The organism is Yersinia sp. 2541 StPb PI (assembly GCF_052217145.1).
Lineage (GTDB): Bacteria > Pseudomonadota > Gammaproteobacteria > Enterobacterales > Enterobacteriaceae > Yersinia > Yersinia enterocolitica_E.
The window spans coordinates 3,833,994-3,849,057 of the sequence record NZ_JAZGQB010000001.1; the positions used below are offsets into that span (position 1 = coordinate 3,833,994).

Consider the following 15,064-nt stretch of genomic DNA (forward strand, 5'->3'; position numbering starts at 1 on the left):
CTTCTACCAAATATTTTATTTCACCTGGCGCTTCTGATAATCACCAGCCGCTTTAACAAAGCCGGCGAACAACGGGTGACCATCACGTGGCGTCGAAGTAAATTCTGGATGGAACTGACAAGCTACAAACCACGGGTGGTTTGGTAACTCAATAATTTCCACCAGTTTGTTATCCGCAGAACGCCCTGCTACACGTAACCCGGCGGATTCAATCTGCTTCAACAACATGTTGTTTACTTCATAGCGATGACGATGGCGCTCAACGATGGTAGGTTCGCCATACATCTGACGTACCAGGCTACCTTCGGTCAGGTGACATTGTTGCCCACCCACCCGCATGGTACCGCCCAAATCGCTCTCTTCCGTGCGTACTTCAACGTTGCCGTCTTCATCACGCCATTCGGTGATTAATGCAACCACCGGATACTTACAGTCTGGCACAAATTCGGTGGAGTTTGCGTTTTCCATCCCCGCTACGTTGCGGGCAAACTCCATCAGTGCAACTTGCATACCCAGGCAAATACCCAGATAAGGAATATTGTGTTCACGGGCATAACGCGCTGCCAGAACCTTGCCTTCCACACCACGGTAACCAAAGCCACCTGGGATCAGAATAGCATCCAGTCCTTTCAGCATCTCTTCGCCGCGTGTCTCAACATCTTGCGAATCAATCAGCTTGATGTTCACAGTCAGGCGATTTTTCAGCCCACCGTGTTTGAGTGCTTCAATCACAGATTTATAAGCATCCGGCAATTCTACGTATTTACCGATCATCCCGATGGTCACTTCGCCACCTGGATTCGACTCTTCGTATAATACCTGTTCCCATTCAGCAAGATTTGCTTCAGGACAAGTTAAGCTGAATCGTTTACAAATATAATCGTCAAGGCCCTGTGATTTCAATAGCCCTGGGATTTTATAAATGGAATCAACATCTTTTAGGGAGATAACCGCTTTTTCTGGCACATTACAGAACAAGGCAATTTTGGCCCGTTCATTAGCAGGAACTGCGCGATCAGAACGGCATATCAGCACATCTGGCTGAATACCTATGGAAAGTAGCTCTTTTACCGAATGTTGCGTTGGCTTAGTTTTCACTTCACCGGCAGCTGCCAGGTAAGGAACCAACGTCAGATGCATATAAAGCGTGTGCTCGCGGCCAACATCAACTGCCATCTGGCGAATAGCTTCCAGGAATGGCAAGGATTCGATATCGCCCACGGTGCCACCAATTTCAACCAAAACCACATCGTGGCCTTCGCCGCCTTCGATGATGCGCTCTTTGATAGCATTGGTAATATGAGGGATAACCTGGATAGTCGCACCCAGATAGTCGCCACGGCGTTCTTTACGCAGAACTTCAGAATAGATACGGCCAGTGGTGAAGTTGTTACGACGGGTCATTTTGGTGCGAATGAAACGCTCGTAATGCCCTAAATCCAGATCGGTTTCAGCACCATCTTCGGTGACGAAAACTTCCCCGTGTTGAGTCGGGCTCATGGTGCCCGGATCCACGTTGATGTACGGGTCCAGTTTCATGATGGTAACGTTGAGGCCACGGGCTTCAAGTATAGCCGCCAGAGAGGCTGCGGCAATGCCTTTACCCAGAGAGGATACGACCCCGCCGGTCACAAAAATATAATTAGTTGTCATGCTGAACCTGAGAGTTTAGGTTTAAAGACGATGGAAGAACCAAGACGGGAAAGTAGTATACTCGAACCTTGGTTTCGCTACAAACTATCTCCGCGCCAGTGGCCATTTTCGCTACCAAAACCGCACGGAACATCGTCTTGCTATCCGTTATAATTCAATATATTAACGTAATTAAAATCCAACAACCATCCGCCAAATGAATTAAAACACCTTAAATTTCAGTTTCTTGCTTTTTAACTTGCTGCCAGGCGGCTTCCATTTCTTCCAGCGTCGCGCTCTCCATGCTCTTCCCTGATGCCATAACTATTTGTTCTACCTGACGAAAACGACGTTCAAACTTGCGGTTAGCTGCCTGTAAGGCATTTTCAGCTTTATGGCCTAAATGACGAGATAAGTTAACCGTAGCAAACAGCAAATCGCCAATTTCTTCCCCCAGTTTTTCTTCATCCACCACCGCTTGGCGAGCTTCGAACATCACTTCATCGATCTCTTCATAGACTTTGTCCAAAACCGGACCAAGTGTGTCCCAATCAAAACCAACCACTGCGCAGCGCTTTTGGATTTTATGGGCTTTCATCAATGCTGGTAGTGCATCGGGAATATCATCCAGTGCCGAATACAGGGCTTTCTCCGCTCTTTCCTCGGCTTTACGCGATTCCCAACCCGCCAGCGCCGCTTCACTGCCAATCGCTACGTCAGTGGCGTTTAGCGCAGCATTAGGGAATACATGCGGGTGACGACGCTCCAGTTTGTCGCTGATGGCATGACAAACATCATCAAACGCAAACAACCCCTGTTCCTGCCCCATTTGGGCATAAAACACCACCTGAAACAGCAAATCGCCCAGTTCATCACGTAAATCATCAAAATCCTTGCGCTGAATCGCGTCAAGCACCTCATAGGTTTCTTCTAATGTATAGGGAGCGATGGTGTCAAACGTCTGTTTACGATCCCACGGACAGCCGTGCTCCGGGTCACGCAAGGTACGCATAATATCCAACAAACGTTGCAGAGCTAAGGCGGTGATATCAGGGGTAGTTACTGGCTGGGTCATCTCAATTTATTCACTTTTTTGCTGTTTAAAATTCGAGGCGTAGCGAGCGCAGGCAGATTGATTGCGGCCAGCGCACAGCCCCCGGAGCGTACACGCAGTACGTGAGGAGGGCGAGCACTGCCCAATATCAATATGCCAAAGCGCAGTAGCCGTCCAGATCAAAAACTTAATTGCCGTGGAGCCGACGGGCATCTATCACATCCGGCAACTGATTCAGCTTGGCTAACACCCTGCCCAGCACCTGCAAGTTGTAAATCTCGATATCCATATCGATGGTAGCGAGCATCTTTTTAGTATCGCTGCGGCTGGCAACCCCTAATACATTGACCTTTTCGTTCGCCAGTATGGTGGTGATATCACGTAACAAGCCACTGCGATCATTGGCGGTCACCCGCACTACTAATGAATAGCCACTGGAGTAGCTTTCACCCCAAACCGCATCAACAATCCGCTCTGGTGCATGAGACTGCAATTCAGCCAGTTGTTCACAATCAGCACGATGAATGGATATCCCCCGCCCCTGGGTAATAAAACCAATAATCTCATCACCGGGAATCGGTTGGCAGCAACGGGCAATATGGTGCATCAGATTGCCAACACCTTCGACCACAATGCGCCCGCTGTCTTTGCTAGCGTTGCGTGGTGGTGGCTGATGCTTATTATTCAGATGGCGCAATGCCTCTAAATCAGCCTCTTCCGCTGTTGGCTTGTTCAGCTTGCCTTGCAGGAAGTTGACCATCTGATTCAGACGAATATCACCACCGCCAATGGCCGCCAACACTTCATCCATCGAATTCATGTTATAGCGCGGAACTAGCAGCTTCTCAGCCTCTTTTAGGCTGATATCCATATGTTCCAATTCGTTGTCCAGCATCTGCCGGCCAGCAAGAATATTCTTGTCTCTATCTTGTTTTCTAAACCAGTTATGGATCTTGGATCGCCCACGACTGGTAGTGACATAACCGAGGTTAGGATTCAGCCAGTCACGGCTTGGGTTGGGTTGCTTCTGGGTGATAATTTCAATCTGATCACCCATCTGTAACTGATAGGTAAACGGCACAATTCGGCCACTGATTTTAGCACCTATGCAGCGGTGCCCCACATCACTGTGAATATGATAAGCAAAGTCGAGTGGGGTAGAACCGGCAGGTAAATCAATAACATCGCCTTTCGGGGTAAACACATAGACCCGATCGTCAAATACCTGACTGCGCACTTCATCCAGCATCTCGCCAGAATCTGCCATCTCTTCCTGCCAGGCAATCAGCTTACGTAACCAGGCAATGCGCCCTTCATAGCCAGAACGCCCCGCCGCCACAGCACCTTCTTTGTACTTCCAGTGGGCGGCAACCCCCAATTCAGCATCTTCATGCATCTGGCGGGTACGAATCTGAATCTCCAGCGTTTTCCCACGCGGCCCGAGGACTACAGTATGAATTGACTGATAGCCATTGGGTTTAGGGTTAGCGACGTAATCATCAAACTCATCAGGCAAATGACGGAAATGAGTATGCACAATCCCCAATGCGGCATAGCAGTCCTGCAAACGCTCGACGACCACTCGCACAGCGCGCACATCGAATAACTCATCGAAGGCCAACGACTTTTTCTGCATCTTGCGCCAAATACTGTAGATATGCTTTGGTCGGCCATAAATATCAGCTTTGATACCTTCATCCGCCATTGCTTTGTGCAATGAAGCGACAAAATCATCAATGAATTGTTCACGATCAATACGACGCTCATGAAGCAATTTAGCAATTTGTTTATATTCATCGGGATGCAGATAGCGGAAGCAGAAGTCTTCCAACTCCCACTTAATCTGGCCAATACCCAAGCGGTTAGCCAGCGGGGCATAAATATTGGAACACTCTTTGGCCGCCAGCACGCGTTCGTCTTCCGGTGCATCTTTCACTTCACGCAAATGAGCAATACGCTCAGCCAGTTTGATGACCACGCAGCGAAAATCTTCCACCATCGCCAGCAGCATACGGCGCACGTTATCCACTTGCTCAGAGCTCATGGAGTCGTTGTGAGTCGCTTTTAATTGGCGGATAGCGTCCATGTCACGCACGCCATGCACCAGATAGGTGATACCCTTGCCAAATTGCTCAGTCAGGGTGGTTTCATCCACCACATTGGCATCCACCAGCGGGAACAGTAGCGCCGCGCGCATACTGTCGTTATCCATGCTCAGAGTGGAAAGAATCTCAACCATTTCAAGACCGCGCCACAACAATAACGAGGCATCAGGATGGTTTTGCGTCTGTTGCTCACAGTAACGCCAGGTTTCGGCCAATCGCTCACCTGACTGCGGATTAGGAAGCCCCAAGCTGGCGATCCAGTCGTCGAGAGCAAACTCACCCGCCGGATTCAAATGTGCACTTCGTACCGCAACCATAACTTCTCCCTACTTTGCGACCCCTGGCTCCTGCATGAACAGCGCCATAGATTCAAGATGCCCGGTGTGGGGAAACATATCCAACATTCGCACCTGAGCAAGACGGTAACCGGCGGCTAACAACACCTGACTATCCCGTGCCAGCGTGGTGGGATTACACGAAACATACACCACCCGCTTTGGCGCCAGTTTGACTATATGTGACATCACCCCGGCAGCACCTGCGCGAGCGGGGTCTAATAATACTTTATCGAATCCTTGTATCGCCCACGGCTGACGACTGATATCGGATTCCAGATTTTCATGAAAAAATGACACGTTGGCTAATGCATTGTTCTGCGCATTATACTGCCCATTCGCCACCAGCTCCGCAACTCCTTCCACCCCGACAACTTCACGCGCACGCTTTGCTAGCGGCAATGTAAAATTACCCATACCGCAGAAGAGATCCAGTACCCGCTCGTCAGGTTGTACATCAAGCCATGCCAGAGCCTGAGCCACCATTTGTTGGTTGACCGTATCATTGACCTGAATAAAATCCCGTGGATGAAATGCTAAGCGTAGACCGTCTATCTGGTAATAGGGGTCCTCACCAAAGAGTTTTTCCAGATTCTCGCTGTCGGCAGCCAGATAAACGGCAACCCCCTCCCGCAGAGCAAAATCTATAAGCGCTGCACGATCTACCTCATTAAGGGTATCAAGGTGGCGTAAAACCAGCAACGGCCCATTATCAGCCAGTACCAGTTCCACATGCCCTAACCGGCGCACAGCCTGTAAGGCAGATAAACATTGATAGAGCGGATGTAGCAGGCGCTCCAATTCAGGCCGCAGGACGGGACAATGTTTTATGCTAACCAAGTCGTGAGATTCAGTTTGATGGAAGCCCATTTGTAATCGCTGCTGTTTTGGCTGATAGAGCAACCCCAACCTCGCCCGCCGCCGATAACCATACTCTGGCCCACAGATAACCGAGTCTAATGCAGGGCAGCCCCCCGTTGCCTGCACCAGCAGTCGCCTGAGCGAATCTACTTTGCTATCTTGTTGCAATTGGCTACAAGCGTGCTGCTGCTGACAGCCTCCACAAATTCCAAAGTGAGGGCAAGGAGGAGCCACTCTTTCGCTACATTGGTTCAACAAACGTTTAAGTTTACCGCGACCATACTGGCGTTTTTGCTCGATCAGCTCAATTTCAGCTTGCTCTCCCGGTAGAACCCCGGGGATAAAAATAGCTTTGCCTTTATCGCGTGCAACCCCCTGACCAAAGGGATCAAGAGAATTTACTGTCACAGTTATCGTTTGTCGGGTCGTCACACGTCGGTTTGGAGAGTAGAATTGCGCCATATTGATTGATCAAGCACTGGTTTTGTAAGCTGCCGATTCTCCCACATTGGAATACCATGACCAAATACAGTCTTCGCGCGCGCATGATGATTTTAATCCTGGCCCCCACGCTGCTTCTTGGGCTGTTACTCAGTACTTCCTTTATGGTAAATCGTTATAATGAGCTTCAAAAACAAATAGTTAATGCAGGCACTAATATTATCGAACCGTTGGCGGTTGCCAGTGAATATGGCATGACCTTTCGCAACCGCGATACTGTCCGTCAGTTGATTAACCTGCTTCATCGCCGTCACTCGAATATTGTTCGGTCAATATCCGTTTTCGACGCAGATAACAATCTTTTTGTCACATCTAACTATAATTACAATTCCTCACAATTAAGGTTACCTAAAGGTGATTCTATCCCTGAGTCGCTGATGCTCTCTTATCGCGGCGACTCGCTGATTATGCGAATGCCTATTGTCTCGGAATCCAACTTATCCAGTGACAGAGTCTCGGATTCGGATATAACCCATCAGCCACTAGGCTATATCGCTATAGATTTGGATTTACAATCGGTGCGTTTGCAGCAATACAAAGAGATCTTTATTTCAACCCTGCTGTTGCTGTTTTGCATGTGTGTAGCGATTTTGTTTGCTTATCGTTTGATGCGCGATGTTACCGGCCCAATCCGTAACATGGTGAATGCTGTTGACCGTATTCGTCGAGGGCAATTGGATAGCCGGGTCGAAGGACATATGCTCGGCGAGCTGAATATTCTGAAAAATGGTATCAATTCGATGGCGATGTCGTTGGCGGCCTATCACGAAGAGATGCAGCAAAATATCGATCAAGCGACATCTGATTTACGCGAAACACTGGAACAGATGGAGATACAAAATGTTGAGCTGGGGCTGGCAAAAAAGCGGGCACAGGAAGCGGCACGCATTAAGTCGGAGTTTCTGGCTAACATGTCTCACGAGCTACGAACTCCGCTAAATGGTGTCATTGGTTTTACGCGCCAAACGTTGAAAACTTCGCTAACCCCCACACAAACTGACTATTTGCAGACTATCCAACGTTCAGCCAACAACCTGTTATGCATCATTAATGATGTTCTCGACTTCTCCAAACTGGAGGCCGAAAAACTCATTCTTGAACACATTCCCTTCCCACTACGTGGTGCACTGGATGAAGTCATTATCTTACTGGCACACACCGCACATGAGAAAGGGCTGGAGCTGACACTGCATGTTAATAATGATGTCCCCGAGCAGGTAGTCGGGGATGCGATGCGTTTGCAGCAAATTGTCACGAACTTGCTCGGTAATGCGATTAAATTCACCGAACAGGGCAATATCGATATTCTGGTTGCTGTGCAGGCGAAGACAGCACAACAAGTCACTCTGGTAGTAGAGATTCACGATACGGGCATTGGTATTTCTGAATCCCAACAGGCTCAGCTATTCCAGGCTTTTCGTCAGGCGGATGCCAGTATCTCGCGTCGACACGGAGGGACCGGCCTTGGATTGGTCATTACCGAAAGATTGGTCAAAGAGATGGGGGGCGATATTAGCTTTCACAGCCAAGTAGATCGCGGCTCAACCTTTAGGTTCCATCTCACACTGGATCTTAACGAAACCCTCTCTTATCGCCATCCTGATATGTCGTACTTAGAGGGGAAAACACTCGCCTATGTTGAGCGCAATACTTGTGCAGCAAGGGCCGCGCTAGATATTCTGAGTGTCACGCCCTTGCAGGTCACTCATAGCCCGACGTTAGCGCAATTACCGCGCCAACATTATGATTTCCTGCTGGTGGGGGTACCCATTCCGTTCCGTAATAATATGGCGGTTCATCAAGATAAACTGGTAGCGGCGCTGAAAATTTCCGAGCGCGTAATTCTGGCTCTACCAAGCCAGTCACAGGTGGAGGCTGAGCAACTTAAACAGCTCGGTGCCAAAGCATGTCTGGTCAAACCTTTGTCATCGAATAGATTGATTCCATTGCTGTTATCTGAAGAACCTCACAGTGAATTACCCGTAGTGGAGCAAGCGGACAAGTTGGCTAAATTACCGTTTAAGGTAATGGCAGTTGACGACAATCCAGCTAACCTAAAACTCATTGGCACCCTGCTTGAAGAACAGGTCGAAGAGACCGTGTTGTGTGACAGTGGCGCGAAAGCCATTGCCTATGCCCGAGAAAACACGCTGGATATCATCTTAATGGATATTCAAATGCCTGAAATTGATGGTATCCGTGCCAGCGAAGTCATTCATCAGATGTCCCATCATCTGGATACCCCCATTATTGCAGTCACCGCCCACGCCGTAAGAGGCCAGCAAGAACAGTTGTTAAAACTGGGGATGGCTGACTATCTGGCAAAACCGATTGATGAAGCTCGATTAATTCAGGCACTTTCCCGCTTTCAGCATGATAGTTCAGCCCCCCTTCTGGTGCAGGCTGCTCACTTGCCGGTACTTCAATCTGAATGTGACGGGGCGATAGATTGGCCACTGGCAGTCAGGCAAGCAGCCAATAAAGAGGCTCTCGCCAGAGACCTGTTAACTATGTTATTAGAATTTATGCCGCAAGTGATAGGTCGCGTGCAGGCTATATTGGCAGGTAGTCATGACAACGATATTCTGAACCTAATTCATAAGTTCCATGGCAGTTGTGCATGTAGCGGTGTGCCGCGACTGAAGCAATTGTGCATGACAATTGAGCAGCAATTGCGCCAGCAAACAGATTTACAAGGCTTGCAACCTGAATGGCTTGAATTATTAGATGAGATAGAGAATGTTCGCTATGCTGCCAAAAGCTATTTAGGTACTGCTTAGCACACCCCCGCTTCAACATAAAAAAAGGGCACAGTCATAATGAACTGCGCCCTTTTGGCGTTATTAATGCCGATTACTGCATTAATAAATAGAGTGAAGTGTCACCACGCTGAATATTCAGCGCCAGCACTGATGGTTTGGTATCGAGAATCTTCCGCAGCTCACCCAGATTTTGAACTGACTGCTGGTTAATCCCCATGATGATATCGCCTTTTTTCAGGCCAATACGTGCAGCGGCAGTGCCGGCTTTCACGCTATCAACTTTCACACCTTTTTTACCATTAACATCAGAGTTGCTCAGCTCCGCACCTTCAATTCCAGTATAGAGATTACCGGAATCAACCTGAGTTTGGCTGCTCTGCTCTAAGGTCACTTCCACATTGACAGGTTTACCGTCACGTAGCAGACCTAAGGTCATTTTACTGCCCACTGGCAGAGTACCAATCTCAGCACGGAAACCTGCGAAGCTATTGATTGCTTTACCATTCATGCTGACAATCACGTCACCAGCTTTGATCCCAGCTTTGGCCGCCGCAGATTTTGGCAAGACCTGACTGATAAAGGCACCTTTCTGTGCATCAACATTCATGGCTTTGGCCAGCTCAGAGTTCAGTTCGGTGCCCATAATGCCCAATTCACCACGTTTCACCTGACCAAATTCAACCATTTGAGATGTCAGGTTTTTCACCATGTTACTTGGGATAGCGAAACCAATACCGATGTTACCGCCATCTGGTGCCAGGATCGCAGTGTTGATACCAATCAGCTCACCGTTCAGGTTGATCAATGCGCCACCGGAGTTACCACGGTTAATCGCGGCATCAGTCTGGATAAAGTTTTCGTAGTTTTCCACGTTCAGACCACTGCGCCCCAAAGCAGACACGATACCGGATGTTACGGTTTCACCCAGACCATATGGGTTACCGATAGCAACGGTATAATCACCCACACGCAATTGATCAGAATCTGCGATTTTAATTGCAGTCAGATTTTTAAAATCTTTTAACTGCAATAACGCGATATCAGTTCGCGGATCTTTACCGATCACTTTTGCTTCATAGCTACGGCCATCGCTCAGTTTAACGCTGATTTTAGTCGCATTATCTACCACGTGGTTATTGGTAACGACATAACCTTTGGCAGCGTCAATAATGACACCTGAACCGAGCGCTCGGAAATCCTGCTTGCTAGGTGATCCCCCTTTGCCACCCTGCCCACCCTGACACATCGGGGAGCCTTGGAACGGTGAACCGTCTTGACAGAACGGCGAGTCATCACCAAAGAACTGCTGGAACTGTGGTGGCACGCCACCAGCACCGGAGTTGCTAACCTGGGTGCTACCCTCCACGTTGATGCTCACAACAGAAGGCATCACTTTCTCTAGCATTGGCGCCAGGCTAGGGAGCTGCTGGCTGCTAGAAGAGGCCGTCTCTGCCGAAATAGCAGAAGAAACCGGCCCCATGGCTAAACCGATGCTCAATGCCAGTGCACTTAACACTAAAGTTGTTTTTTTCATGTATTCTGGTTCTCGCTGTACAATTAATAAGGGGTCAATAAATGGTATATATACCCAAAGAAATTGAAGTTGCGGCTAACAACCTAGCAGCTTCAGAGACAAAGGGTATAACTGACTTATATCCAAAATAATTGACGTAGCAGTCAGTGAGCAATCGCGCGAATCCTAATGAGCGAACTAAAGCTCAACGATAGGGATGGGTCGAGTAACGAAAGCCACTCACTACGCGGCAACGCCAAGAGAAGGATATAGCCGTCTTGCATAGTAAGATTAAATATGGGGGATGAAGTTCATAGAACCAATAATCGGAATAGTAAAAAATATTGTCCGTCTTTACAAAACTACAGTTAATTAAACGGACAACTCACTTTGCTTGGATACTATTCCGCAGCCATCAATCGCCGATATTCATCATAAGCATAAAGATCCGTCATCCCACTGATATAATCCTGAATTAAACGAGCACGATAATAATATTCATAGATCTCATGTTGTTCTGACGATAAATTACGTAACCGCTCTGTCGATTCCGCATAAGCCAAGCGATGCTTAGTAGACAATTTATGGAACAACCGCGTCTCAATAGGATACTGGCGGTGGCTGTCTTCTGCCACTAACTGTGTAAAGGCCGTTTGCGGCATAGATAATAATGGGCTGTAAATATCAAGTAGCCCACTAATAACTCTATATCCTTGTAATTCAAGCTGTTCTACTTCAGGATGATTAAACACATGTTTTACTGCCACCTTTTTAAAAATTTGCAGTAATTTACACGCAGGGCTGGAGTCTTCTAATAATGCCTGATTGAACGAGCCAGAAAATACCGTGGGTAAATTTTCAATAAACCGTTGTGCTGCATGGGGAACTAACTTCCCGACAGTATTTACCCGTAAATACATAAAGAATTGATCTTCCGAACTGCGCCGGCCTTGCCCGCGACCTAATTGCCGGAATGCGCCACCAACAACTTTATCAAACAAGTCGCCATGGGTAACTTCGCCCCACTCTTGCATCATATGATCGTAAAGTTGCTCGACACTGAAAATACTTTTTTCTACTGCATCTTCTAAGTCAGCAATACAATAAGAAATATCATCAGCAGCTTCCATAATATATGTCAGAGGGAAACGATTGAACTCTCCCATATTGAGTTCACGACGTAAATCTTTAACATAGTCTTCTTCAGCAAGATAAAATCCTGGTTTCTTCATCAAATAGTGATGAGAAGCAGGAATATCGCCTGACCAATACGCCGGTTTGGTATATTTAAGAATGCATCCTACCTGAGCATAAGTCAGATTCAGTTTTAATAAACTGTAAACCAACCGAATGGCTTGTGCGTTACCTTCAAACTGGCTTAGGTCATGGCGGATTTTACTGCGCAGGATATTAAGTTCTGTTTCCCCTTCCCGCAGCCTTAATGCATTAACCTGACAATGATCCTTACCACGAGGTTCCGCACCACCGCCGTTAGGGTCCATCTGTTTTGTAAACCAGTTATTGATAGCTGATTCACCAAAATGGCCAAAGGGAGGATTACCGATGTCATGCATCAGGCAAGCCATTTCCACTATGCTTTCAAAGGGGTCAAGCAGCTTATCCAGCCCATAAGCTGTGATTTTTTTATCCTGCTTAAACCGATTAAGGATCTCTTTGGCAATATAACGCCCCACTTGTTGCACTTCCAGCGAGTGGGTTAAACGGCTACGAACAGCGGCATTACGTTCCAGTGGGAAGACCTGCGTTTTTTGCTGCAAACGCCGAATGGCGGCAGAATTCACAATCCGACCCCGATCACTTTCAAATACTCGGGTAATCTCATATTCATCTTCCGCCGAACTGGATTTACCAAACGGCCGCTGAAAACTGATTTTCTGCTTAAAGTCGATCCCGGACATGTTATCCCCCTGATCATTTAATATAAACAGTGATACCGACTCCCGCCAACAGATGCAATTGATTACGCATGAACTGCGGCACATTACGCATTATCTTTGCTGAGCTACCCGGATATCTCACTTAACTGATAAACTGTGCGTTGATAATTACAACCTAATCCACTCTTTAAAATCAGCGGGTATCCATATGAAAGTAGGCATTATTGGTGCGATGGAGCAAGAAGTTACGTTGCTGCGTGATAAAATTGAAAATCGCCAAACCTTGACACGAGCAGGTTGCGAAATTTACACCGGTAAACTCAATGGCGTTGATGTCGCATTACTAAAATCCGGCATTGGTAAAGTCTCTGCGGCCATGGGAACAACATTGCTGTTAGAGCATTGCCAGCCAGACGTGGTAATCAATACCGGCTCTGCGGGTGGTTTAGCCTCCAGTTTGAAAGTGGGTGATATCGTTGTTTCTAACGAAGTTCGCTATCACGATGCTGATGTGACCGCATTCGGCTATGAAGCAGGCCAAATGGCCGGTTGCCCTCCCGCTTTCATTGCTGATGCTGAGTTGATTGCACTGGCAGAAAGCTGCATTAATCAATTGAACTTACATGCAGTACGCGGCCTGATTTGCAGCGGCGATGCCTTTATTAATGGTTCAGCCCCCCTGGCCCGTATCCGCGCGGCCTTCCCGTCGGTGGCAGCAGTCGAGATGGAAGCCGCCGCTATCGGCCATGTTTGCCATCTGTTCGAGACACCTTTCGTTGTGGTTCGTGCGATTTCTGATGTGGCTGATCAGGAGTCTCATCTGAGCTTTGAAGAGTTCTTAGTGGTCGCCGCTCAGCAGTCGACGCTTATGATCGAAGCCATGTTAACCACACTGGCTAATCGCAATTAATGGTCCGTTCCCGTATTTTCGCCCTATCACGAGCAGCAATAACGTTGTTGCTCGGCCTGTTTTCGTTTGCCCTGTTTGCACCATACGCAGTAGCAGTAGAGCGGATTATCAGCTTATCCCCCAGCACCACTGAACTGGCTTATGCCGCGGGATTAGGCGATAAACTGGTTGCAGTAAGTGCTTACTCTGATTACCCGGAAGCGGCTAAAAAGCTTGAGCAAGTTGCATCCTGGCAAGGCGTGAATGTCGAACGTATTTTGGCATTAAAGCCAGACTTGATCCTCGCGTGGCGTGGCGGTAATCCACAACGCCCGCTTGATCAACTCGCCGCCTTTGGTATTCCAATTTTCTATTCTGATCCGGTAAATATTGATCAAATTGCTGGTGATCTGGATAAATTGGCGCAATACAGCCAGCATCCTGAACAGGCCCACCAAGCCGCAGCTCAACTCCGTCAGAAGGTTACTGAATTACGTCGCCACAATGCCCGTAACACGCCCTTGCGTACCTTTTTACAGTTTGGTACTCAGCCGCTGTTTACCAGCTCTGGGCATACGTTACAAAGTGAGGTTATTTCCTTGTGTGGTGGAGAAAATATTTTTGCTGGCAGTCGTGTTCCTTGGCCTCAAGTCAGTCGGGAACAAGTCATGACACGCCAACCACAGGTGATCGTAGTCAGCGGTGACCAGCCACAAGCTGATAATGTCAGAGCCTTCTGGCAACCTCAGCTTGCAATTCCTGTTATAACGCTGAATGAGGACTGGTTTAATCGTTCGGGTCCGCGTATCCTGCTGGCCGCTGAACAGTTGTGCCAACAAATGGCCAGCTTTCAATCCCCCGTGGCGGAGTCACATTAATGCTGGTTTATTGGCTGGATATTTTAGGTACTGCGGTATTTGCTATCTCTGGTGTATTGCTAGCGGGGAAGTTGCGTATGGACCCGTTTGGTGTGCTGGTTTTAGGGGTGGTGACAGCTGTCGGTGGGGGAACAATCCGCGATATGGCCTTGGCCAATGGCCCGGTTTTTTGGGTGAAAGATCCTACTGACTTAGTGGTTGCAATGGTGACCTGTCTGGCAACCATTTTGTTGGTGCGTCAACCTCGTCGAACACCTAAATGGATCCTGCCGGTGCTTGATGCTATTGGTCTGGCAGTATTCGTCGGTATCGGCGTCAATAAAGCCTTTGCGGCTGGTGCCAGCCCGTTAGTGGCTATCTGTATGGGTGTTATAACCGGAGTCGGCGGTGGGATTATCCGCGATGTATTAGCCCGCGAGATCCCAATGATCCTGCGCACTGAAATTTATGCTACCGCCTGCATTATTGGTGGTATCGTTCATGCTACCGCGTTCTATACTTTAGGTATGCCCTTACAACAAGCAATGATGCTGGGCATGGTGATTACGCTCGGTATCCGGCTTGCAGCTATCCGCTGGCGTTTAAAACTACCCACATTTGAAATAGAGCACTAATAGAGTGATTGGTCTAATTTGT

10 protein-coding genes are annotated in these 15,064 nt (G+C 48.1%); 4 read left to right on the forward strand and 6 right to left on the reverse strand.

What is annotated here, in order from left to right:
* Positions 1 to 15 precede the first annotated feature (15 nt).
* The 4 genes from pyrG to rlmD all read right to left on the reverse strand — a co-directional run bounded on the left by pyrG (position 16) and on the right by rlmD (position 6,449).
* Positions 16 to 1,653 carry a glutamine hydrolyzing CTP synthase gene (gene pyrG / locus V1953_RS17275; protein ID WP_083160421.1) on the reverse strand — a complete coding sequence of 546 codons (1,638 nt, stop codon included), beginning with the start codon at positions 1,651 to 1,653 and terminating at the stop codon, positions 16 to 18.
* 211 nt (positions 1,654 to 1,864) lie between these two features.
* On the reverse strand, positions 1,865 to 2,707 hold the full coding sequence (gene mazG / locus V1953_RS17280) for a nucleoside triphosphate pyrophosphohydrolase (RefSeq protein WP_083160423.1): 843 nt from the start codon (positions 2,705 to 2,707) through the stop codon (positions 1,865 to 1,867).
* Positions 2,708 to 2,873: 166 nt separating this feature from the next.
* Positions 2,874 to 5,108, reverse strand: a complete 2,235-nt coding sequence (gene relA / locus V1953_RS17285; protein WP_083160425.1) for a GTP diphosphokinase — start codon at positions 5,106 to 5,108, stop codon at positions 2,874 to 2,876.
* 9 nt (positions 5,109 to 5,117) lie between these two features.
* Positions 5,118 to 6,449: a 23S rRNA (uracil(1939)-C(5))-methyltransferase RlmD gene (gene rlmD, locus V1953_RS17290; protein ID WP_372568699.1), complete on the reverse strand. Its 1,332-nt coding sequence runs from the start codon at positions 6,447 to 6,449 to the stop codon at positions 5,118 to 5,120.
* Positions 6,450 to 6,505: 56 nt separating this feature from the next.
* Here rlmD and barA point away from each other — a divergent pair, with 56 nt between their 5' ends.
* Entirely contained in the window at positions 6,506 to 9,268 is a 2,763-nt protein-coding gene (gene barA / locus V1953_RS17295) for a two-component sensor histidine kinase BarA (RefSeq protein WP_420072836.1), read from the forward strand.
* 73 nt (positions 9,269 to 9,341) lie between these two features.
* Here barA and degP read toward each other — a convergent pair whose 3' ends face one another.
* Both degP and dgt read right to left on the reverse strand, forming a co-directional pair.
* Positions 9,342 to 10,784 carry a serine endoprotease DegP gene (degP, locus tag V1953_RS17300; protein ID WP_083160432.1) on the reverse strand — a complete coding sequence of 481 codons (1,443 nt, stop codon included), beginning with the start codon at positions 10,782 to 10,784 and terminating at the stop codon, positions 9,342 to 9,344.
* Positions 10,785 to 11,164: 380 nt separating this feature from the next.
* Complete coding sequence (gene dgt / locus V1953_RS17305) at positions 11,165 to 12,682, reverse strand: dGTPase (protein WP_083160434.1); 1,518 nt, start codon at positions 12,680 to 12,682, stop codon at positions 11,165 to 11,167.
* 187 nt (positions 12,683 to 12,869) lie between these two features.
* Between dgt and mtnN the strand changes: the two genes are divergently transcribed.
* Genes mtnN through V1953_RS17320 form a run of 3 tightly spaced genes read left to right on the forward strand, consistent with a single transcriptional unit; the run spans position 12,870 to position 15,042 of the window.
* Positions 12,870 to 13,571: a 5'-methylthioadenosine/S-adenosylhomocysteine nucleosidase gene (gene mtnN, locus V1953_RS17310; RefSeq protein ID WP_372568696.1), complete on the forward strand. Its 702-nt coding sequence runs from the start codon at positions 12,870 to 12,872 to the stop codon at positions 13,569 to 13,571.
* Complete coding sequence (gene btuF / locus V1953_RS17315; protein WP_372568695.1) at positions 13,571 to 14,428, forward strand: vitamin B12 ABC transporter substrate-binding protein BtuF; 858 nt, start codon at positions 13,571 to 13,573, stop codon at positions 14,426 to 14,428. Before mtnN ends, btuF begins: the two co-directional genes overlap by 1 nt.
* Positions 14,428 to 15,042, forward strand: a complete 615-nt coding sequence (locus V1953_RS17320) for a TRIC cation channel family protein (protein WP_442851155.1) — start codon at positions 14,428 to 14,430, stop codon at positions 15,040 to 15,042. Before btuF ends, V1953_RS17320 begins: the two co-directional genes overlap by 1 nt.
* Positions 15,043 to 15,064: the final 22 nt, after the last annotated feature.

Bases quoted from the DNA above. Each gene is read 5' to 3' on its own strand.
- dgt (WP_083160434.1), bottom strand. From the start codon at position 12,682: ATGTCCGGGATCGACTTTAAGCAGAAAATCAGTTTTCAGCGGCCGTTT.
- barA (WP_420072836.1), top strand. From the start codon at position 6,506: ATGACCAAATACAGTCTTCGCGCGCGCATGATGATTTTAATCCTGGCC.
- mazG (WP_083160423.1), bottom strand. From the start codon at position 2,707: ATGACCCAGCCAGTAACTACCCCTGATATCACCGCCTTAGCTCTGCAA.
- btuF (WP_372568695.1), top strand. From the start codon at position 13,571: ATGGTCCGTTCCCGTATTTTCGCCCTATCACGAGCAGCAATAACGTTG.
- relA (WP_083160425.1), bottom strand. From the start codon at position 5,108: ATGGTTGCGGTACGAAGTGCACATTTGAATCCGGCGGGTGAGTTTGCT.
- V1953_RS17320 (WP_442851155.1), top strand. From the start codon at position 14,428: ATGCTGGTTTATTGGCTGGATATTTTAGGTACTGCGGTATTTGCTATC.
- pyrG (WP_083160421.1), bottom strand. From the start codon at position 1,653: ATGACAACTAATTATATTTTTGTGACCGGCGGGGTCGTATCCTCTCTG.
- degP (WP_083160432.1), bottom strand. From the start codon at position 10,784: ATGAAAAAAACAACTTTAGTGTTAAGTGCACTGGCATTGAGCATCGGT.
- mtnN (WP_372568696.1), top strand. From the start codon at position 12,870: ATGAAAGTAGGCATTATTGGTGCGATGGAGCAAGAAGTTACGTTGCTG.
- rlmD (WP_372568699.1), bottom strand. From the start codon at position 6,449: ATGGCGCAATTCTACTCTCCAAACCGACGTGTGACGACCCGACAAACG.